Genomic DNA, 20,569 nt, shown 5'->3' with positions numbered 1-20,569 from the left:
ATCCTTCCGTTCGTGTCGAGCGTCGTCGAGACACGGTTGTGGCGCGCCCTGCTGCGGTTTCTCGACTGCGCTCGAAACGAACGGAGCGGTCACAGCAGGAACACGTCGCCGGCGTGGATGGCACGGCTGGTGCCGTCGGCCAAGCGCAGGATGAGCGCGCCGTCGCCGTCGAGCCGGTCGAAGAGGCCGTCGAGCGCGGTGCCGTCGGGCAGGCGGACGGTCAGCGCGGTGCCTGCCGGGTGGGCGCGCTCCTGCCAGCGGTGGCGCACGGGGGCGATCCCCTCCCCGCGCCAGCGCGCGAGCCATCGGGCGAAACCCTCGGCCAGCGTCTCGACCAGCACCGCCGGGTCGACGTGGATTGCGTGGTCGGCGAGGCTGGTCGTCGCGCGGTCGGCGAGCGCGGGATGATGCGCGACGTTGACGCCGAAGCCGATCGCAATCGCGTCGCCCTGCCGCTCGAGCAGGATGCCCGACAGCTTGGCGCCGGCCAGCAGCAGGTCGTTGGGCCATTTGATCCGGGCGTCGGCGCCGTGGACGGCAATCGCCTCCTGCAGCGCGACCGCGGCGACCAGCGCGAGGGTGGCGGCGGGCGGATCGGAGGGCCGGACGCGGACGAGCGTGGTGGCGTAGAGGTTGCCGGTCGGCGACACCCAGTCGCGGCCCTGCCGCCCGCGCCCCGCGGTCTGCGCCTCGGCACGCAGCCACATGCCCTCGGGCGCGCCGGTGGCGGCGAGCGCGAGGACATCGGCGTTGGTCGATCCCGTCGCGGCGACGGTGGCGACCTCGATCAGAACAGCGACCCTGCGGCTGCCGCCGTGACCGGTGCGAGCGGTGCGATGAGCAGGTAGCCGAGCGGCGAGATGAACAGCGCGGCAAGGCCGATCAGCGCATATTCGACGGCGCTGCCGCCGCCCTTCGCGATTTCGTTGGCGGGCGCGTCGAAGTACATCGTCTTGATGATCTTCAGATAATAATAGGCGCCGACCACCGATCCCACTGCCCCTGCGACCGCGAAGCCGAACAAGCCGGCATTGGTCGCCGCCCAGAACACCGCGAGCTTCGGCCAGAAGCCGAGCAGCGGCGGGATGCCGGCGAGCGAGAACATGAACATGGCGAGCGCCGCAGCCAGCGCGGGCCGCGTGCGCGACAGGCCCGACAGGCTCGCGATCGTCTCGATCGGCTGGCCGTTGCTCCCACGCATCTGGAGCACGACCAGGAAGCTGCCGAGCGTCATCACGACATAGACCGCCATGTAGCTGAGCACCGCGGCGGCGCCCTCCGGCGTGCCGGCGCCCAGGCCGATCAGCGCGAAGCCGATGTTGTTGATCGACGAATAGGCGAGCAGCCGCTTGACGTTGGTCTGGCCGATCGCCGCGACCGCACCGAAGAAGATCGACGCGAGACTGGCGAAGATCACGATCTGGCGCCAGTCGACCGTCGCCGGACCCATTGCCTCGATCGCGACACGCACCGCGAGCGCGACCGCGGCGACCTTTGGTGCGGAGGCGAAGAAGGTGGTGACTGGGGTCGGCGCGCCTTCGTACACGTCGGGCGTCCACATGTGGAACGGCACCGCCGAAATCTTGAAGGCGAGACCGGCGAACACGAACACCAGCCCGACGGTCAAGCCGGTCGACCGCTCGGCGGCGAAGGCCGCGGCGATCTGGTCAAAACCGGTCGAGCCCGAGAAGCCGTACACCAGGCTGATGCCGTAGAGGAGGATGCCGCTGGCAAGCGCGCCGAGCACGAAATATTTGAGGCCTGCCTCCGCCGAGCGGGTGTCGCGGCGCATGAAGCTGGCGAGAACGTAGGCGGCGAGGCTCTGGAGCTCGAGCCCGACGTAGAGCGACAGCATGTCGCCCGCCGACACCATCATGCCCATGCCTACTGCCGAAAGCAGCATCAGGACGGGGTATTCGGGGCGCAGATCATCGCCGCTGGTGCGTGCGAAGAAGCCGGGGGCGATAATGATCGAGACGGCGGTGGCGCCGTAGATCAGCATCTTGGCAAACCCGGCGAAGGCATCGGCGCGGTAAAGGCCGTCGAACGCGGTCGCGCCGCTGGTGGCGGGGCCGCCCAAGCTGATCGCGGCGCCGGCGAGGACGGCGACCGCGGTCCAGCTGACCGCGCGGGTCGAAGCCTGCCCGCCCCAGGCGGCGACGAGCATCAGCACCAGCGCGCCGATCGTCAGCACCAGTTCGGGCAGGATCATCAGGAGGTTGTCGGTCATCAGTGCGCCTCCGCGTGCGCGGCAGGAGCAGCATGATGGGCCGGCGCCGCGGCGGGATTGCCGCGCGTCGGGCGCGAGTCACCGACCGGCGTCGCGCGGTCGATCCGCGCGAGCAACAGGCCGACGTCGGCGCGCATCGGTTTCAGGAAGCTTTCGGGATAGACGCCCATCCACAGCACCACCGCGGCGATCGGCGCGAGCAGCGCGATCTCGCGCGCCGACACGTCCTTCATCGCGCGGACGTCGTCATGGACAATCTCCCCGAACGCAACGCGGCGGTAGAGGTAGAGCATGTACGCCGCGCCGAGGATGATGCCGGTGGTGCAGACGAGCGTGATCCAGGTCGAGACCTGATAGGTGCCGGCAAGGCTCAGGAACTCGCCGACAAAGCCCGACGTGCCCGGCAGGCCGATCGACGCCATCGTGAACAGCAGGAACAGGACGGCGTAGCGCGGCATGGTGATGCTGACGCCGCCGTAGCGGCTGATCTCTCGGGTATGCAGCCGGTCGTAGATCACGCCGACGCACAGGAAGAGCGCGCCCGAAACCAGGCCATGCGAGAGCATGACGGTCATCGCACCCTCAATCCCCTGGCGGTTGAAGGCGAACAGGCCGATCGTGACGATCGCCATGTGCGCGACCGAGGAATAGGCGATCAGCTTCTTCATGTCCGACTGCACCAGCGCGACGAGGCTGGTATAGACCACCGCGACCGCCGACAGGCCAAGCACGAGCCAGACCAGCGCCGACGACGCCTCCGGGAACATCGGCAGCGAGAAGCGCAGGAAGCCGTAGCCGCCGAGCTTCAGCAGCACGCCCGCCAGGATCACCGACCCCGCGGTCGGCGCCTGCACGTGCGCGTCGGGCAGCCAGGTGTGCACCGGCCACATCGGCATCTTGACTGCGAACGACGCGAAGAACGCTAGCCACAGCCAGTATTGCGCGTGGACCGGGAAATCGTGGTTCATCAGCTCGGGGATCGAAGTGGTGTTGGCGCCCAGCGGGCTTGCCATCCACAGCATCGCGATGAGCATCAGCATCGAGCCGAGTAGCGTGTACAGGAAGAACTTGTACGACGCGTAGATGCGGTTCGCACCGCCCCAGATGCCGATGATGAGGTACATCGGGATCAGGCCGGCTTCGAAGAACACGTAGAACAGCAGCAGATCCTGCGCCGCGAAGGTACCGATCATGAGCACTTCGGTCAGCAGGAACGCGGCCATATACTCGGGCACACGCTCCTTGATGGCGTCCCACGACGCGCCGATGCAGATCGGCATCAGGAACACGCTGAGCATGATGAGCATCAGCGCGAAGCCGTCGATGCCCAGCGCGTAGGCGAAGCGGCCGAACAGCGGCACATATTCGACGAACTGCCACTGCGCGGCCGAGCCGGCGGTGTCGAAATTCGCCCACAGCAGGACGCCGAGCGCGAAGTCGATCAACGTGGCGCCGAGCGCCAGCCAACGCGCGGTCGCGGCGTTCACGAACAGGCACGCGATCGCCGCGAACAGCGGCACCGCGAGCATGACGGTGAGGATGGGGAAACCGGTCATTATCGTTCCCCGCCACCAAAACCGTTCGGGCTGAGCTTGTCGAAGCCCTGCCCTTCTTCCTCTAACGCATCTTTGCGAGGCACAAAGAAGGACAGCCCTTCGACACGCTCAGGGCGAACGGTTGGGGTGCAAGATAATTGGCTCATCGCGTGATCGCCCAGGTGACGGCCGCGGTCAGGCCGAGCAGCATGACGAAGGCATAGGTGTAGAGATATCCGGTCTGGACACGGCCGGCGAGGCCGCTGCCGAAGTTGACGAGCGCCGCCGAGCCGTTGGGACCGAAGCGGTCGATCGTGCCCTCGTCACCCTTCTTCCAGAAGAAGCGACCGATCGCGAAGGCAGGCTTCACGAACACGACATGGTACAGCTCGTCGAAATACCATTTGTTGAGCAGGAAACGGTACATAACGTCGAACTGCGCGGCGAACTTCGCGGGGAATTCGGGGCTGCGGATGTACGTCAGCCACGCGACCAGCAGGCCGGTCAGCATGACTGCCGTCGCCGACAGTTTCACCCACAATGGCACGCTGTGCATCGCGTGCATCAGATGCTCGTCGAACGCGAGGCTGCCCTTCCAGAAGCCGGGTCCGCCCTCGGGCTGGATGAACCAGTGATTGAACGCGAAGCCGGCGAGCACCGCCCCGACCGACAGGATGATGAGCGGCAGGCGCATCGACCACGGGCTTTCGTGCGGGTGATAGCCCGCCGTGCCGTCGTGAAGCTCGTGCGCGCCCGGAGCATGGGCGTCGGGCGCATGGCCTGCATGTTCGTCCGATGGCGCGTCATGATCGTGATGCCCGTGCGCGTCGTGGACGGCGTGCTGGATGTGCTCGCTGTTGGCCCAGCGCGGCTTGCCCCAGAAGGTCAGGAACATCAGGCGCCACGAATAGAAGCTAGTGAGCAGCGCTGCGACCATGCCGACGATCGACGCGATCTGCCCGCCGCCGCCGGCGGCCCACGCCGCCTCGATGATGGCATCCTTCGAATGATAGCCGGCGAAGCCGCCGACCTCGTAGATGCCGACGCCGGTGATGGCGAGCGTGCCCATCAGCATCGCCCAGAACGTCACCGGGATGTGCTTCCGCAAGCCCCCGTAGAAGCGCATGTCCTGTTCGTGGTGCATCGCGTGGATGACCGAGCCGGCGCCCAGGAACAGCAGCGCCTTGAAGAAAGCGTGCGTGAACAGGTGGAACATGGCGGCACTGTACGCGCCAACGCCGGCGGCGAAGAACATGTAGCCGAGCTGAGAACACGTCGAATAGGCGATGACCCGCTTGATGTCGGTCTGCACCGTGCCGACGGTGGCTGCGAACAGGCAGGTCGCGGCGCCGATGAAGGTAACGAAGCCGAGCGCCGTCGGCGAGGTTTCGAACATCGGCGACAGGCGGCACACCATGAACACGCCGGCGGTCACCATCGTCGCGGCATGGATCAGCGCCGACACCGGGGTCGGGCCTTCCATCGCGTCAGGGAGCCAGGTGTGGAGGCCGAGCTGCGCCGACTTGCCCATCGCGCCGACGAACAGCAGCAGGCACAGCACGGTCATCGTGTCGAAGCGAGCGCCAAGGAAACCGATCGTGCTGCCGGCCATGCCGGGAGCCGCGGCAAGGATTTCGGGGATCGAGACGGTGCCGAATACCAGGTACGTGCCGAAGATGCCGAGCATGAAGCCCAGATCGCCGACGCGGTTGACGACGAACGCCTTGATCGCCGCGGCATTGGCCGACGGTTTGCGGAACCAGAAGCCGATGAGCAGGTAGCTGGCCAGGCCGACGCCTTCCCACCCGAAGAACATCTGGACCAGGTTGTCGGCGGTCACCAGCATCAGCATCGCGAAGGTGAACAGCGACAGATAGGCGAAGAACCGCGGCTGGTCCGGGTCCTCGGCCATATAGCCCCAGCTGTACAGGTGGACGAGCGCGGACACCGACGTGATGACGACGAGCATCACCGCGGTCAGTGTATCGACGCGCAGCGCCCAGTCGAACGACATCGTGCCCGACGTCACCCAGTTGAACACCGGGGCGACATGCGCGGTCTGCTCGTTGAAGAGGAAGCCGAGAAAGATCGGCCACGACAGCGCGCACGACGCGAACAGCGCGCCGGTGGTGACGAGCTTCGGCAGCGCCGTGCCGAACGCGCGGTTCGACAGTCCGGCCACGACCGCCGCCAGCAGCGGCAGGAACACGATCAGCTGGATCATGTCAGCCCTTCATTCGATTGACGTCGTCGACCGATATGGTCGCGCGGCCGCGGAAATAGATGACGAGGATGGCGAGCCCGATCGCCGCTTCACCCGCGGCGACGGTCAGGACGAACATCGCGAATACCTGTCCGACGAGGTCGCCGAGATAGGCCGAGAAGGCGACGAGGTTGATGTTCACCGCCAGCAGGATCAGCTCGATCGCCATCAGGATCAGGATCAGGTTCTTGCGGTTCGCGATCAGGCCGAACACCCCGAGTCCGAACAGGATGGCGGCGACGACCAGATAATGCGTGAGCCCGATCACAGCTCGACCCCCTGCCCCACGGCCACATCCTTCACGTTGCGGGTCGCATCCTTCGAGCGACGGTTGATCTGGCTGTGGATCGACTGTTTCTTGACGCCGCCACGCTCGCGGTGGGTCAGCACGATCGCACCGATCATCGCAACCAGCAGCACCAGACCGGCGCCCTCGAACACGAACAGGTAGCGGGTATAGAGCACACGGCCGAGCGCCTCGATGTTGGGCACGTCGGCAGCGATCGGCGCGGCCTTCGCGCCCAGCTCGACCCCGCCCGCACTCCACGCACCCGCCCCGATCACGATCTCCGCGGCGATAGCTACGGCCAGCGCGACACCCAGCGGCGCGTAGCGGACGAAGCCCGCACGCAGCTCGGTAAAGTCGATGTCGAGCATCATCACGACGAACAGGAACAGCACCGCGACCGCACCGACATAGACGATGACGAGCAGCATCGCGATGAATTCGGCGCCGCACAGCACCATCAGCCCGGCGGCGTTGAAGAACGCCAGGATCAGCCACAACACCGAGTGGACCGGGTTGCGCGACGAGATCGTCAGCCCGGCGGACAGGATGACGACGCCTGCGAACAGGTAGAAGGCAATGGCCTGGATCACAGGAAGTTCAGCCCCAGCGAAATCGGAAAGTTGGATCGCATCGCGCGCTTACCGGTACGGCGCATCGGCGGCAAGATTGGCCGCGATGGTGCGTTCCCAGCGGTCACCGTTCGCAAGCAGCTTGGCCTTGTCGTAGATCAGCTCCTCGCGCGTTTCGGTCGCGAATTCGAAGTTCGGCCCCTCGACGATGGCATCGACCGGGCACGCCTCTGCACATAGCCCGCAGTAGATGCACTTGGTCATGTCGATGTCGTAGCGCGTCGTGCGGCGGCTGCCGTCCTCGCGCGGTTCGGCCTCGATCGTGATGGCGAGCGCCGGGCACACCGCCTCGCACAGCTTGCACGCGATGCAGCGTTCCTCGCCGTTGGGATAGCGGCGCAACGCATGCTCGCCGCGGAAACGGGGCGAGATCGGGTTCTTCTCGAACGGATAGTTGATCGTCGCCTTGGGCTTGAAGAAATAGCGCAGGGTCAGCGCGTGGGCCTTGATGAACTCCCACAGCGTGAACGACCGGATGACCTGGGCGAGACTCATAGCGGCACCCGCTGGAGCATGAGATATCCCGAAACGAGGAACACGAAGAACAGCGAAAGCGGCAGGAAAACTTTCCACCCCAGGCGCATCAGCTGGTCATAGCGATAGCGCGGCACGGTCGCCTTCACCCAGCTGAACACGAAGAAGAAGAACAGGATCTTGCCGAACAGCCAGATGATGCCGGGAATGTCGAACCACGGGATCAGGTCGATGTTCAGCGGGGGCAGCCATCCACCCCAGAACAGGATGGCGTTGAGCGCGCACATCAGGATAACGTTGGCATATTCGCCGAGCCAGAATAGCGCGAACGCCATCGAGCTGTATTCGGTCTGGTAGCCCGCGACGAGCTCGCTCTCCGCCTCGGTCAGGTCGAACGGCGCGCGCTGCGTCTCGGCCATCGAGGAGATCAGGAACACGACCGCCATCGGGAACAGCAGCGGGTTGAAGCCGAAGCCGTTGAGCAGACCGAAGACATGCCCGGTCTGCGCGACGACGATCGCCGACAGGTTGAAGCTGCCCGCCCACAGCACGACCGAGATCAGGATGAACCCGATCGCGACTTCGTAGCTGACCATCTGCGCCGCGGCGCGGAGTGCGGAGAAGAACGGATATTTCGAGTTCGACGCCCAGCCCGCGATGATGATGCCGTACACGCCGAGGCTCGACGCCGCGAGGACGTAGAGCAGCCCGACGTTGATGTCGGCAACGACCGCGCCGGGGCTGAACGGCACCACCGCCCACACGATCAGCGCGACCGTGAAGGTGATGATCGGCGCGATCAGGAACAAACCCCGGTTGGCTGAGGACGGAATGATGGTTTCCTGGAGAAACACTTTCAACCCGTCGGCGAACGACTGGAGCAGGCCGAACGGCCCGACCACGTTCGGTCCGCGGCGCAGCGCCATCGCCGCCCAGATCTTGCGATCGGCGTAGATGATCATGGCGACGGCCAACATCAGCGGCAGCGCGATGACGAGGATGCCGACAATCGTCGCGGTCAGCCACGCCCCCTCGTAGGATAGCCCGAGATTCTGGAAGAACGCGGTCATTCCGCTGCCTCCGCAAAGTCCTCGCCGTGGATCAGTTCGGCCGAGCAGCGCTGCATCGTGGGCGAGGCCCGGCAGATCGAATTGGTCAGGTAGAAATCCTTGATCGGATAGACGACTTCGCCCGAAGCCTGCGTGCCGAGTTTCGGCACCGACCAATCGAGCGCGACCAAGCCTTCGTTCGCAAGCGCCGGAACATCGGCATACATCGCCGCGCGCAATTCATCGAAGCTGTCGAACGGGAGCGTGCGGCCGAGCTTGTCGCTGAGCGCCCGCAGGATCGCCCAGTCCTCACGCGCATCGCCCGGCGGGAACACTGCGCGGTCGCCACGCTGGACGCGGCCCTCCAGATTTACATACGTCCCCGGCTTCTCGGCATAGCTGGCGCCCGGCAGGATCACGTCGGCGTGGTGCGCGCCATTGTCGCCGTGGTGGCCGACGAACACCTTGAAGGCGTCACCGAACGCGGCGTGGTTCACTTCGTCCGCGCCCATGAAGAACACAAGTTTCGGCTGCGCGGCGACCAGATCGGCGATGCCGCCGGCGCTGGTGAAGCCGAGCAACAGGCTGCCCATGCGCGATGCCGAGAAGTGCAGGACGTTGTAGCCGTTCCAGCCTTCCCGGACGAGGCCAAGCGTCTCGACGAGGCCGAGGCTGGCACCCTGTGCGGTGTTGAGCGGGACGCCGCCGACGATGACCATTGGGAAGTTGGCGTCCTTGAACGCCTCCAGCACCGCCTCGGGCAGCTTGCCGAGCAGCGAAAGATCGTTGCCGAGCCATTCGACCTTGTAGGTCAGGTCGGTCTCCGGCCCGATCGCGAAGACCTTTGCGCCCTTCTTGACGGCCTTGCGGATGCGCGTGTTGACCAGCGCCGCTTCCCAGCGGACGTTGGTGCCGACCATCAGGATCGCGTCGGCCTGCTCGACCCCGGCGATCGTCGAGTTGAAATTGACCGCGGCGAGGCTGGACGTGTCGTAGCTCGCGCCGGTCTGACGCCCCTCGTGCAGCGACGAGCCGAGCGCGGTCAGCAGCGCCTTGGTCGCGTAGATCGTCTCGCAATCGAGCATGTCGCCGTGGACCGCGGCGACGCTCGATCCGGCGTCCGCCGCGACGGCGGCGATGGCGGAGAACGCCTCGTCCCACGACGCGGGCACCAGCTTGCCGTCCTTGCGGATATACGGCTTGTCGAGGCGACGGCGGACAAGGCCGTCGACCGCGTGGCGCGTCTTGTCGTGCGCCCACTCCTCGTTCACGTCCTCGTTGATCCGCGGCAGCGCGCGCAGCACCTGCCGCCCGCGGCTGTCGAGGCGGATGTTGGTGCCGACGGCGTCCATCACGTCGATCGCGAGCGTCTTCTTGAGCTCCCACGGGCGCGCTTCGAACGCATAGGGCTTCGACGTGAGCGCGCCGACCGGGCAGAGATCGACGACGTTGCCCGACAGCTCCGACTGCACCGCATTCTCGAGGTAGGAGGTGATCTGCATCGCCTCCCCGCGGTAGATCGCGCCGATATCCTCGACGCCGGCGACTTCCTCGGCAAAACGGATGCAGCGCGTGCACTGGATGCAGCGGGTCATGACCGTCTTGACGATCGGACCCATGTACTTCTCGGTCACCGCGCGCTTGTTTTCGGTGTAGCGCGAATGGCCGCGGCCATAGGCGACCGACTGGTCCTGCAGGTCGCATTCGCCGCCCTGATCGCAGATCGGGCAGTCGAGCGGATGGTTGATGAGCAGGAATTCCATCACGCCTTCACGCGCGGCCTTCACCATCGCGCTGTCGGTACGGATTTCCTGATTGTCGGCAGCAGGAAGCGCGCACGACGCCTGCGGCTTCGGCGGCCCGGGCTTCACCTCGACCAGGCACATCCGGCAATTGCCGGCGATGCTGAGGCGCTCGTGATAGCAGAAGCGCGGGATTTCCTTGCCGGCAGCCTCGCACGCCTGAAGCACGGTGGCGCCGGCGGGGACTTCGACCTCGATCCCGTCAACGGTCAGTTTAGGCATTATTCAGCCGCCTCTTGCATGGGCGAGAGATCGCCGCCGCCCTGGCGCTCGACGATGCGGCGCTCCATTTCGGGGCGGAAGTGTTTGATGAGGCCCTGGATCGGCCACGCCGCGGCGTCGCCCAATGCGCAGATGGTGTGGCCTTCGACCTGCTTGGTCACCTGGTACAGCGTGTCGATCTCGGAAATGTCGGCGTCGCCGGTGCGCATCCGTTCCATCACGCGCCACATCCAGCCGGTGCCTTCGCGGCACGGCGTGCACTGGCCGCAGCTTTCGTGCTTGTAGAAGTAGCTCAGGCGGCTGATCGCGCGGACGATGTCGGTCGACTTGTCCATGACGATGATCGCCGCGGTGCCGAGGCCGGAGCCGACCGCCTTCAGCCCGTCGAAGTCCATCGCGCAGTCGATAATCTGCGCGGCGGGGACGAGCGGGACCGACGAGCCGCCGGGAATGACGGCGAGAAGGTTGTTCCAACCGCCGCGGATGCCGCCGCAATGCTTTTCGATCAGTTCGCGGAAGGGGATGCTCATCGCTTCCTCGACCACGCAAGGGCGCTCGACGTGGCCGCTGATCTGGAAGAGCTTGGTGCCCTTGTTGTTCTCTGCGCCGAAGCTCGCGAACCATTCCGGCCCGCGGCGCAGGATCGTCGGAGCGACCGCGATCGATTCGACGTTGTTGACCGTCGTCGGGCAGCCGTAGAGGCCCGCGCCCGCGGGGAACGGCGGCTTCAGGCGCGGCTGGCCCTTCTTGCCCTCCAGCGATTCGAGCATCGCGGTCTCTTCGCCGCAGATATAGGCGCCGGCGCCGCGGTGGACGAAGACGTCGAAGTCATAGCCCGAGCCGCACGCGTTCTTGCCGATGAAGCCGCGGTCGTATGCCTCGGCGACGGCGGCGAACAGCGTCTCGGCCTCGCGGATATATTCGCCGCGGATGTAGATGTAGGCGGCACGCGCACGCATCGCGAAGCCGGCGACCAGCGCGCCCTCGATCAGCAGATGCGGATCGTGGCGGATGATCTCGCGGTCCTTGCACGAACCGGGTTCGGATTCGTCGGCGTTGATGACCAGGAAGTTCGGGCGGTCAGGGCGCGGCTCCTTCGGCATGAACGACCATTTCATGCCGGTCGGGAAGCCCGCCCCGCCGCGACCGCGCAGGCCGGACGCCTTGACGCGGTCGATGATCGTGTCCGCGCCGATCTCCAGCAGCGCCTTGGTATTGTCCCACGCCCCGCGCGCGATGGCGGCATCGACGCTCCACGGCTGGAAGCCGTAGAGGTTGGTGAAGATGCGGTCCTTGTCGGCGAGGCTCACTTGCGCCCTCCCAACAGCTTCTGCCCGCCCGCCAGCACGGCGATGACGATGGCGGCGCCGATCAGGACGCCGAGCAGCTTGAAGCTGAGCTTCAGGATCCAGCCTAGCACGACGATGGCGCCGATGATCGTCAGTATGGTGACGACGGTCTTGTTCATGCCGACCACTCCGGGCGGTAATCGTGGTTTTCCTGCACCATCGCAGTCAGCGTGGTCGGGCCGCCTTCGGGGCAGCTCGTCCGGCGACCGATCGTCGATCCCGCCGGCGGCGTCTCGCCGTTCGCCAGCGCGTGCAGCACGGCGGTGGTGCGGTCGTAGTCGAGGTCTTCGTAGTTATCGTCGTTGATCTGCACCATCGGCGCGTTGGCGCAGACGCCCAGGCACTCGACCTCGGTCAGGGTGAACAGGCCGTCGGGCGTGGTCTTGCCCTTGATGAGGCCGTGGTTCTTGCACGCCGCCAGCACCTCGTCCGACCCGCGCAGCATGCACGGCGTCGTGCCGCAGACCTGCACATGGTATTTGCCGACGGGGGCGAGGTTGAACATCGTGTAGAAGGTCGCGACCTCGTACACGCGCATGTACGGTACTCCGATCTCGCGCGCGACGAACTCGATCACCGGCACGGGGAGCCAGCCCTGCGTGTTCGTCTCCGCCCCGACCTGGCGCTGGGCAAGGTCGAGCAGCGGGATCGACGCAGACTGCTGGCGCCCGGCGGGGTAGCGCCCGACGATCTCGTTGCGCTTGGTCTGGTTTTCGTCCGTCCAGGCAAACGAACCCCAGCGTGCGCGGGTTTCGGCCTCGTCGGGGATGTGGGGGGCGTCAGCCATTCTTCTGATCCTTGGACGTTGGGCGCGCGTCCACAACTGCACCGCCCGACATCAGTCCCATCAAGACGCGAAGCCATTTCGGCATCCGTTGGCTAAACCGAATGAACGACATCATCACCGGTCACACTCCCCGAACACGATGTCGAGTGCGCCGAGGATCGCGGTCGTGTCGGCCAGCATGTGGCCGCGCGACATGAAGTCCATCGCTTGCAGATGGCTGAACGCGGTCGGGCGGATCTTGCAGCGGTACGGCTTGTTGCTGCCGTCGCTGACCACATACACGCCGAACTCGCCCTTGGGGCTCTCGGTCGCGACATATACTTCGCCGGCAGGGACGTGGAAGCCCTCGGTGTACAGCTTGAAGTGGTGGATGAGCGCCTCCATCGAGCGCTTCATCTCGCCGCGTTTGGGCGGGCCGACCTTGCGATCGGTGGTCATGATCGGGCCTTCGGGCATTTCGGCCAGGCACTGTTTCATGATCCGCGCCGACTGGCGGACTTCCTCGACACGCACCATGAAGCGGTCGTAGCAATCGCCGCGGGTGCCAACCGGCACGTCGAATTCCATGCGGTCGTAGACGTCGTACGGCTGCGACTTGCGCAAATCCCACGCGATACCCGAGCCGCGGATCATCGGGCCGGAGAAGCCCCATTTCACGGCGTCGTCACGCGATACGATGGCGATGTCGACGTTGCGCTGCTTGAAGATGCGATTTTCGGCGACCAGGCTGATCGCGTCCTCGAACAGGCGTGGCAGGCGCGTGTCGAGCCAGTCGCCGATGTCGGCGAGCAGCTTCAGCGGCGCATCCTGATGCACGCCGCCGACACGGAAATAGTTGGAGTGCATCCGCGCGCCCGACACACGCTCGAAGAAATTCATGCAGTCTTCGCGGATTTCGAACAGCCACAGGTTCGGCGTCATCGCGCCGACGTCCATGACGTGGCTGCCGAGGTTCAGCATGTGGTTCGAGATGCGGGTCAGCTCGGCGAAGAACACGCGGAGATACTGGGCGCGCAGCGGCACCTCGAGGTCGAGCAGCTTCTCGACCGCCAGCACGTAGCTGTGCTCCATGCACAGCGGCGAGCAGTAATCGAGCCGGTCGAAATACGGCAGCGCCTGCTGGTAGGTCTTGTACTCGATCAGCTTCTCGGTGCCGCGGTGGAGCAGGCCGACGTGCGGGTCGAGCCGCTCGACGATCTCCCCGTCCAGCTCCATGACGAGGCGCAGCACGCCATGCGCGGCCGGGTGCTGGGGACCGAAATTGATCGTGTAGTTCTGGATCTCGACGTCGCCCGGGGTCGGGTCGGTGGCGTCGAGGTCGCGGTCGATCTGGTCGAGATACTCGCTCACTGGTTCTGCCCCTTGCCCGGCACAACATCGGGACCGGCGGGCTTCTCGCCGGCGTGTGGCGAGGCCTTGCCGGCGCCGGACTGCGCGGTGGTTTTGGTCACCTTGGGCTTGTCCACCTGAGGGGTCTTGGCGGCGGCAGCGGCGGCGTCGGCCTTTTGCAGCTGGTCGGCGGTCACCGGCGACGGCGCGCCCTTTGCCTCGGGCTGCACGCCCTTCTCGTCGCCGGGCAGGATGTATTCGGCACCCTCCCATGGGCTCATGAAGTCGAAGTTGCGGAAATCCTGCGCAAGGCTGACCGTCTGATAGACGACGCGCTTCGCTTCCTCGGAATAGCGCAGCTCGACATAGCCGGAGAGCGGGAAATCCTTGCGCTGTGGATGGCCACGGAAGCCGTAGTCGGTCAGGATGCGGCGCAGGTCGGCGTTGCCGCTGAACAGCACGCCGTACATGTCGTACACCTCGCGCTCCAGCCAGCCGGCGACGGGCCAGATGCCGGTGACCGACGGGACGGGCTGCACCTCGTCGGTCAGCACGCGGACGCGGATGCGGTGGTTGCGGGTGAGGCTGAGCAGGCAATAGACGACGTCGAACCGCTCGGGCCGCGACGGATAGTCGACGCCGGCGATCTCCATCAGCTGCTGATAGGCAAGGCCGGGCGTGTCGCGGAGCGCGATCATCGCCTCGACCAAGCGGTCGCGGGCGATCGTCAGCGACACCTCGCCGACCAGATCGGTCGCCTCGACGAGCATGTCGCCGAGCGCAGCCTTCGCCGCGTCGATCGTGCCCGGATTGAGGTCGGGCGTGTAGCGGGGCGCGGGCGCCCTCATCGCTCAATCGTCCCGCTGCGGCGGATCTTCCGCTGGAGCTGCATGATGCCGTACAGCAAAGCCTCTGCGGTGGGAGGGCAGCCGGGCACGTAGATGTCGACCGGCACGATCCGGTCGCAACCGCGCACGACGCTGTAGCTGTAATGGTAATAGCCGCCGCCGTTGGCGCACGATCCCATCGAGATCACGTATTTCGGCTCGGACATCTGGTCGTACACGCGACGCAGCGCAGGGGCCATCTTGTTGCACAGCGTGCCGGCGACGATCATCACGTCCGACTGGCGTGGGCTCGCGCGCGGGGCGGCGCCGAAGCGTTCGAGGTCGTAGCGCGGCATGTTGACGTGAATCATCTCGACCGCGCAGCACGCGAGACCGAACGTCATCCACCAGAGCGAACCGGTGCGCGCCCACTGGAACAGCTCCTCGGTCGAGGTGACCAGAAAGCCCTTGTCGTTCAGCTCGCCGTTCAGGTCGTTGAAGAACGCCTGATCGGGGAGCGTGTTAGCCGCAGGGGGCGTCGTGGTGAGCTCTACTCCCAATCGAGTGCTCCCTTCTTCCAGGCATAGACGAGGCCGAGGGCGAGTTCGGCGATGAAGATCATCATCGAGAACCATGCGGTCCAGCTGGCGCTGCCGCCCAGCTTGAACACCGAAACCGCCCACGGATAGATGAACGCGGCTTCGAGATCGAAGACGATGAAGAGGATGGCGACGAGGTAGAAGCGCACGTCGAACTGGCTGCGCGAATCCTCGAACGCGGGGAAGCCGCACTCATATTCGGTCAGCTTCTCCGGCGTCGGCTTGTGCGCGCCGGTAAAGCGCGACGCGACCATCGGCAGGACGACGAACGCCCCCGACAGGACGAGCGCGATCCCGAGGAAAATCAGGATCGGCAGATAGTGCGACAGATCGACCAAAATGCGCTCTCGCAAGTGCGAACAAAAGGATGGCGGGGCTTTAGGACGGGGTGTCCGGAGGGGCAAGGGTCTGGGGCGTGAGAATGATTCTCAAATAGGGCCTGAATCTTCTCCGGAGGGAGAAGGATACCGAAGCTTGCCCGCCTGCTGGCTAGCGCAGGTTGGATGAGGGGAGGCGCTCTCGTGAGCGGACTGCCCTCACCCTTCCCACGACCTGCGGTCGCGGTAACCTCCCTCTCCGATGGGAGAGGGAGGTTACCGCAGCGAGGTCGCGACCAGCTTGTGGAGGCGCGAGTGGAGCAGGTCGTTGGCGGCCAGCACTTCGCCCTTTTCCAGCGCGCGGTCGGTGCCGCGGTAGTCGGTGATGAACCCACCGGCTTCCTTGACCAGCAGATAGCCCGCGGCGACGTCCCAGGGCTTCAGCCCGCTTTCCCAGAACGCATCGTACCGCCCCGCGGCGACCCAGGCGAGGTCGAGCGCGGCGGAGCCGAAGCGACGGATACCGGCGACTTCGGGCGCGACCGCGCCGAAGATGCGGCTCCACTGGGTGAAGTCGCCGTGGCCGAGGAACGGGATGCCGGTCGAAACGATGCAGTCGGCGAGGTCGCGGCGCGACGACACGCGCAGGCGATTGCCCTGCACCCAGGCGCCGCGGCCCTTCTCCGCCCAGAAGCCCTCGTCGGTCATCGGCTGGTACACCATGCCGTGGGTGATGCCGTTGACCGGATCATCGACCGCGATCGAGATGGCGAAGTGCGGGATGCCGTGGAGGAAGTTGGTGGTGCCGTCGAGCGGATCGACGATCCACCGCGGCTTCGACGGGTCGCCCTTGATCTCCCCGGCTTCCTCGACCAGCAGACCCCAGTCGGGACGCGCATTGCGCAGTTCCGCGACGATCGTCTCCTCGGCCTGCTTGTCGGCCATCGACACGAAGTCGGCCGGCCCCTTGCGGCTGACCTGGAGGTTCTGGACCTCGCCGAAGTCGCGACGCAGCCGCGGCGCCGCTTTTCGGACGGCGCGTTCCATGACGGTGATGAGGCCGGAGTGGGAAACCATGTCTCTTCCTACTAACCCCTCTCCCTGTGGGAGAGGGAGGGGCCCGCCGGCAGGGCCGGTGGGAGGGTGAGGGCAGAGCAGATCGAGACCTGCCCTCACCCTGCCCTCTCCCAGCGGGAGAGGGTTTTCAAATCAGCGCCGCGGGCAAAGCCCGCGTCGTCGGTCGGGCTTCGCCCGCCGACCGAGCGGCAGACTGTGCGAAATAGCCTTAGTTATTTCGTCTCAGTCTGCACGCTTCACATAAGTCTGCTCATACACGTCCACGACAATCCGCGTGCCCGCGCCGATGTGCGGCGGGACCATCACGCGGACGCCGTTTTCGAGCACGGCGGGCTTGTAGCTGGACGAGGCGGTCTGGCCCTTCACGACGGCGTCGGCCTCGACGATGGTCGCCTCGACCGTGTCGGGTAGCTGCACGCTGATCGCTTCCTCGTCGTACAGCTCCATGACCACGTCCATCCCGTCCTGCAGGAAGGCGGCGGCGTCGCCCAGCAGGTCGCGGGGCAGCGTCACTTGGTCGTAGGTTTCCTTGTCCATGAAGACCAGGCCGTCGCCCTCGGCGAACAGGAACTGGAAATCCTTGGTGTCGAGGCGGACGCGCTCGACCGTCTCCGCCGAGCGGAAGCGCACGTTGTTCTTGCGGCCGTCGCGCAGGTTCTTCAGCTCGACCTGCATATACGCCCCGCCCTTGCCCGGCTGGGTGTGCTGGATCTTCACCGCGCGCCAGATGCCGTTCTCGTACTCGATGATGTTGCCGGGACGGATGTCCACGCCGGAGATCTTCATGGGGCTTACCTGCTGGAAAGAGCGTTTGGGGGCCGTCGCGGCCTCCGAGGGCGTCGCCCTTAGCGTGCGGTCCCCGATCCGACAAGCAGCGGATAGGGATTGAGCGGCTCGCCCTGCCACCAGCGATCACCGACGCGCATGCGCGAGATGCCGAAATGCAGGTGGTAATTGCCCGGCCCCGCATTGCCGGTATCGCCGACAAACGCGATCTGCTGCCCCGCGGCGACCTTCGCGCCCTCACGCACAGCCGGCGCATAGGCGGCGAGGTGCGCGTAATAATACATCCAGCGCCGGTCGGGCGACCGCACGTACAGCGTGTGCCCGCCCGCTGCACTGTCGAACACCTTCTCGATCGTGCCCGCCGCCGCCGCGACCACGGGCGCGCCGCCTGACGCCATGATGTCGATGCCCTGGTGGGTGCGGGCACCTCCGGCACGCGACTGGCCCCAGGTGTCGGTGAGCGCGGCGAGCTTCACCCCCGCGACGGGAAGGGTCAGGCCGGTCGGCGTGATCGCGCGGGGCGCATTGGCGCGGGCGATCACGTCCTTCACGACGGTTTCGCCGCGGCTGTCGCTTTCGCTGTTCCCGGTAAAGCGGATCATCGAGCCCGCCGCGATGGCCAGCATCGCCACAAACGCCACCGTGAACCACCCGACCCTCCGCGCGCCACGGCGGATGCGCGAGCGCGGGCGGGGCGGCGCGGGTGGCGCCCCCTCCCCGACCGCGGGCGCAGGCTCGGTCACGCCTGGAACACCGCCTTCGTGCCCGGCTTCACCATCAGGGCCAGACGCGCGACGTCCCAGTTGGTCAGGCGGATGCAGCCGTTGCTTTCGCTGCGCCCGATGTTCTGCGGCTCGGCGGTGCCGTGGATGCCGTAGTGCGGCTTCGAGAGATCGAGCCAGACGACCCCGACCGGGTTGTTCGGCCCCGGCGGCAGCACGGCTTCCTTGGCGCCGGGCTTGGTATTGGCGATCAGATCCGGATCGAAGTTCCAGTCCGGATTGTACGCCGCACCCTTGATCGTCCACGTGCCGAGCGGCAGCGGGAATTTCGCGCTGCCCATCGTCGCGCTGAACTGGGCGACCAGCGTGTTCTGGGCGTCATAGACCTTCAGCACGCCCTCCGACTTGTCGACGACGATGTGGTCGGCGGCGGGCTGGGTCGCATCGACGTTGAGCATGTCGACGGTACTGCGCCACGTCGCGTCGTCGATCGTGTAGTTGCGCGAGGTCGGCAGCGCGTTCGGCACCACGACCTTCGTACCCGCGCTCAGCATCGTTTCGCGGCTGTTCAGGTCGACCAGCGTCTGCGGGGTCGTGTGGAACATCTCGGCCAGCTTCTCGAGCGGCGAGCGATAGCCGAGCGCGGGCAGCTTCGCCTGCTCCTCGTAATCCTTGGGGATGGGATTCAGATACGGTCCGGCCAGCATCGAGGGGGTCAGCGTGATGGTCTTGGTCGGGCGCCACTGGCGATACGGGTAGAGCGCGCGCATCGTTTCGGCATCGGGCTTGCCGGTGACGGTCAGCCCGCGGCTCTCCTGGAATCCACGCAGCGCCGCCTTCAGCGATTCGCCGCCGCGCCCATCGATGACCCCGGGGCCGAAGGCGAGCTTGTCGAGGATCACCTGGACGTGCATCGTCGAGCGGTCGAGCGCGGGTTGGGACTTGGTGGCGGTCGTCGGAGCGCCTTGCGCATCAGCTTGCGGCGCGCGCGCCATGCCGAGCACAGCCGTCGTCGCGATCAGGCCGGTCAGGCCGATGATGGTCCGTGTACGCATCGATGATCCCCTCTTACGCAAATACTGGACGGGATAACGACGCGGCGGGTGAAACGATCCGGCAGCGTTACGACAGGACCTCGGCAAAGGCGCGGACGGCGGCGACCTCGTCCCCGCCCCACACCGCGTTCGACACGGCGAGGAAATCGGCGCCCGCACGCACCAGCGGCGGCGCGTTCACCGGCGTAATGCCGCCGATCGCGACGCACGGGATCTCGAACAGCGCGCCCCACCACGCCATGATCGACGGGTCCGGGCGGTGCTCGGTCGGCTTGGTGGTGGTCGGGTAGAAGGCGCCGAACGCGACATAGTCGGCCCCCGCCTCCCCCGCTTCCATCGCCAGATGGCGGCTGTCGTGGCAGGTCACGCCAATCTGGGTGTCGGCACCGAGCACGTCGCGGGCCTCGCGCGGGTCGCCGTCGCCCTGGCCCAGGTGGACGCCATCGGCGCCGAGGCGCTTTGCCAGGCTGATGCTGTCGTTGACGATGAACGCGACGTCGGCGTCGGCGCAGATGCGCTGGAGCGGCTCGGCGAGCTTCGCCGCGGCGTGCTGGTCGACGTCCTTCACGCGGAACTGGAAGGCGGCGACCGGCCCGGCATCGAGCGCGGCGCGCAGGCGGTCGGGGAAGCCGCCCGTCACGTCGAGCGGAGAAATCAGGTAGAGCTGGCACGCGCGGCGATGGTGGCCGCTCTTGTCCTCACGCGCAAACTGCTGCGCGAAGTCGGGGTCGAGCGGGCCGAGGCCGTCTTCGGTATCGTCGATCATGCCGCGCCGCCTAGCGCGTCTGTCGCGCGGACGGAAGGTCGGCGTTCACGCGGGCGCAACCATCGCCGCGCGATACCGCCTGGCATGAAGACGCCCAGCATCCTCGCCGCCGCGCTCGCTCTCTCCGCCTGCGTCGCCACCGCCGAACCGCGCGCGATCGAGGGGCCGGTGCGGATGGGCCAGATAGCCTATGTGAACGGCCCGCGCGTGCGCCCAGAGAAACTGATCGAAGACAGCCGCTGCCCGATGAACGCGCGGTGCGTCTGGGCGGGCCGCGCGATCGTGCGCGCCGCGGTCACGACTGGATCGGGCACGCGACGCATCGACCTGACGCTCGGCAAGCCCGAGCGCGTCGCTGACGGCATGCTGACGCTCGTATCCATCACACCCGAGCGCGTGGCGGGCGCGCAGCCGAAGCCCGCGCCCTACCGTTTCGCGTTCGAATTCGCCGGCGGGCTATGA

22 protein-coding genes are annotated in these 20,569 nt (G+C 66.4%); 1 reads left to right on the top strand and 21 read right to left on the bottom strand.

The window, feature by feature from the left end:
• Nucleotides 1-89 precede the first annotated feature (89 nt).
• The 21 genes from M9980_RS05005 to thiE form a co-directional block, all read right to left on the bottom strand.
• Entirely contained in the window at nucleotides 90-788 is a 699-nt protein-coding gene (locus M9980_RS05005; protein WP_250755070.1) for a biotin--[acetyl-CoA-carboxylase] ligase, read from the bottom strand.
• Nucleotides 788-2,230, bottom strand: coding sequence for an NADH-quinone oxidoreductase subunit NuoN (gene nuoN, locus M9980_RS05000; protein WP_250754068.1), 1,443 nt, complete (start codon nucleotides 2,228-2,230; stop codon nucleotides 788-790). The genes M9980_RS05005 and nuoN overlap by 1 nt, the downstream gene beginning before the upstream one ends.
• Nucleotides 2,230-3,786: an NADH-quinone oxidoreductase subunit M gene (locus tag M9980_RS04995; protein ID WP_250754065.1), complete on the bottom strand. Its 1,557-nt coding sequence runs from the start codon at nucleotides 3,784-3,786 to the stop codon at nucleotides 2,230-2,232. Before M9980_RS04995 ends, nuoN begins: the two co-directional genes overlap by 1 nt.
• A 142-nt stretch (nucleotides 3,787-3,928) precedes the next feature.
• On the bottom strand, nucleotides 3,929-5,989 hold the full coding sequence (nuoL, locus tag M9980_RS04990) for an NADH-quinone oxidoreductase subunit L (protein ID WP_250754062.1): 2,061 nt from the start codon (nucleotides 5,987-5,989) through the stop codon (nucleotides 3,929-3,931).
• A gap of 1 nt (nucleotide 5,990) precedes the next feature.
• A complete protein-coding gene (gene nuoK, locus M9980_RS04985; protein ID WP_250754061.1) occupies nucleotides 5,991-6,296 on the bottom strand; it encodes an NADH-quinone oxidoreductase subunit NuoK in 306 nt (101 codons plus the stop codon).
• A complete protein-coding gene (locus M9980_RS04980; RefSeq protein WP_250754059.1) occupies nucleotides 6,293-6,907 on the bottom strand; it encodes an NADH-quinone oxidoreductase subunit J in 615 nt (204 codons plus the stop codon). The genes nuoK and M9980_RS04980 overlap by 4 nt, the downstream gene beginning before the upstream one ends.
• 48 nt (nucleotides 6,908-6,955) lie before the next feature.
• Nucleotides 6,956-7,441, bottom strand: a complete 486-nt coding sequence (gene nuoI / locus M9980_RS04975; RefSeq protein WP_250754058.1) for an NADH-quinone oxidoreductase subunit NuoI — start codon at nucleotides 7,439-7,441, stop codon at nucleotides 6,956-6,958.
• The gene (gene nuoH / locus M9980_RS04970; RefSeq protein ID WP_250754056.1) at nucleotides 7,438-8,490 is read right to left on the bottom strand and encodes an NADH-quinone oxidoreductase subunit NuoH; all 1,053 of its coding nucleotides are present in this window, start codon (nucleotides 8,488-8,490) and stop codon (nucleotides 7,438-7,440) included. The genes nuoI and nuoH overlap by 4 nt, the downstream gene beginning before the upstream one ends.
• Nucleotides 8,487-10,493 carry an NADH-quinone oxidoreductase subunit NuoG gene (nuoG, locus tag M9980_RS04965; protein WP_250754054.1) on the bottom strand — a complete coding sequence of 669 codons (2,007 nt, stop codon included), beginning with the start codon at nucleotides 10,491-10,493 and terminating at the stop codon, nucleotides 8,487-8,489. Before nuoG ends, nuoH begins: the two co-directional genes overlap by 4 nt.
• The gene (gene nuoF, locus M9980_RS04960) at nucleotides 10,493-11,803 is read right to left on the bottom strand and encodes an NADH-quinone oxidoreductase subunit NuoF (RefSeq protein WP_250754052.1); all 1,311 of its coding nucleotides are present in this window, start codon (nucleotides 11,801-11,803) and stop codon (nucleotides 10,493-10,495) included. The genes nuoG and nuoF overlap by 1 nt, the downstream gene beginning before the upstream one ends.
• Nucleotides 11,800-11,961 (bottom strand): hypothetical protein, encoded by a 162-nt coding sequence (locus M9980_RS04955; RefSeq protein ID WP_250754051.1) that lies wholly within the window; start codon nucleotides 11,959-11,961, stop codon nucleotides 11,800-11,802. The genes nuoF and M9980_RS04955 overlap by 4 nt, the downstream gene beginning before the upstream one ends.
• Nucleotides 11,958-12,629 carry a complex I 24 kDa subunit family protein gene (locus M9980_RS04950; RefSeq protein ID WP_250754050.1) on the bottom strand — a complete coding sequence of 224 codons (672 nt, stop codon included), beginning with the start codon at nucleotides 12,627-12,629 and terminating at the stop codon, nucleotides 11,958-11,960. The genes M9980_RS04955 and M9980_RS04950 overlap by 4 nt, the downstream gene beginning before the upstream one ends.
• 114 nt (nucleotides 12,630-12,743) lie before the next feature.
• Entirely contained in the window at nucleotides 12,744-13,979 is a 1,236-nt protein-coding gene (locus M9980_RS04945) for an NADH-quinone oxidoreductase subunit D (protein WP_250754048.1), read from the bottom strand.
• On the bottom strand, nucleotides 13,976-14,806 hold the full coding sequence (locus M9980_RS04940) for an NADH-quinone oxidoreductase subunit C (protein ID WP_250754045.1): 831 nt from the start codon (nucleotides 14,804-14,806) through the stop codon (nucleotides 13,976-13,978). Before M9980_RS04940 ends, M9980_RS04945 begins: the two co-directional genes overlap by 4 nt.
• A complete protein-coding gene (locus M9980_RS04935) occupies nucleotides 14,803-15,345 on the bottom strand; it encodes a NuoB/complex I 20 kDa subunit family protein (protein ID WP_277998314.1) in 543 nt (180 codons plus the stop codon). Before M9980_RS04935 ends, M9980_RS04940 begins: the two co-directional genes overlap by 4 nt.
• Complete coding sequence (gene ndhC / locus M9980_RS04930; protein WP_250754042.1) at nucleotides 15,336-15,722, bottom strand: NADH-quinone oxidoreductase subunit A; 387 nt, start codon at nucleotides 15,720-15,722, stop codon at nucleotides 15,336-15,338. Before ndhC ends, M9980_RS04935 begins: the two co-directional genes overlap by 10 nt.
• 255 nt (nucleotides 15,723-15,977) lie before the next feature.
• Nucleotides 15,978-16,778 (bottom strand): inositol monophosphatase family protein, encoded by an 801-nt coding sequence (locus M9980_RS04925; RefSeq protein WP_250754039.1) that lies wholly within the window; start codon nucleotides 16,776-16,778, stop codon nucleotides 15,978-15,980.
• Between the two features lie 222 nt (nucleotides 16,779-17,000).
• Nucleotides 17,001-17,564, bottom strand: a complete 564-nt coding sequence (gene efp, locus M9980_RS04920) for an elongation factor P (RefSeq protein WP_250754036.1) — start codon at nucleotides 17,562-17,564, stop codon at nucleotides 17,001-17,003.
• Between the two features lie 59 nt (nucleotides 17,565-17,623).
• On the bottom strand, nucleotides 17,624-18,307 hold the full coding sequence (locus M9980_RS04915) for a M23 family metallopeptidase (protein ID WP_250754033.1): 684 nt from the start codon (nucleotides 18,305-18,307) through the stop codon (nucleotides 17,624-17,626).
• Nucleotides 18,304-19,341 (bottom strand): L,D-transpeptidase family protein, encoded by a 1,038-nt coding sequence (locus M9980_RS04910; protein ID WP_250754030.1) that lies wholly within the window; start codon nucleotides 19,339-19,341, stop codon nucleotides 18,304-18,306. Before M9980_RS04910 ends, M9980_RS04915 begins: the two co-directional genes overlap by 4 nt.
• Nucleotides 19,342-19,408: 67 nt before the next feature.
• Nucleotides 19,409-20,107 carry a thiamine phosphate synthase gene (gene thiE, locus M9980_RS04905; protein ID WP_250754028.1) on the bottom strand — a complete coding sequence of 233 codons (699 nt, stop codon included), beginning with the start codon at nucleotides 20,105-20,107 and terminating at the stop codon, nucleotides 19,409-19,411.
• An 84-nt stretch (nucleotides 20,108-20,191) separates the two neighbouring features.
• Between thiE and M9980_RS04900 the strand changes: the two genes are divergently transcribed.
• Entirely contained in the window at nucleotides 20,192-20,569 is a 378-nt protein-coding gene (locus tag M9980_RS04900; protein WP_250754025.1) for a hypothetical protein, read from the top strand.

Origin of the sequence: Sphingomonas donggukensis (assembly GCF_023674425.1) — a bacterium.
In the GTDB taxonomy this organism is placed as follows: Bacteria; Pseudomonadota; Alphaproteobacteria; order Sphingomonadales; family Sphingomonadaceae; genus Sphingomonas; species Sphingomonas donggukensis.
This window is presented reverse-complemented; position numbering and strand designations above follow the sequence as displayed.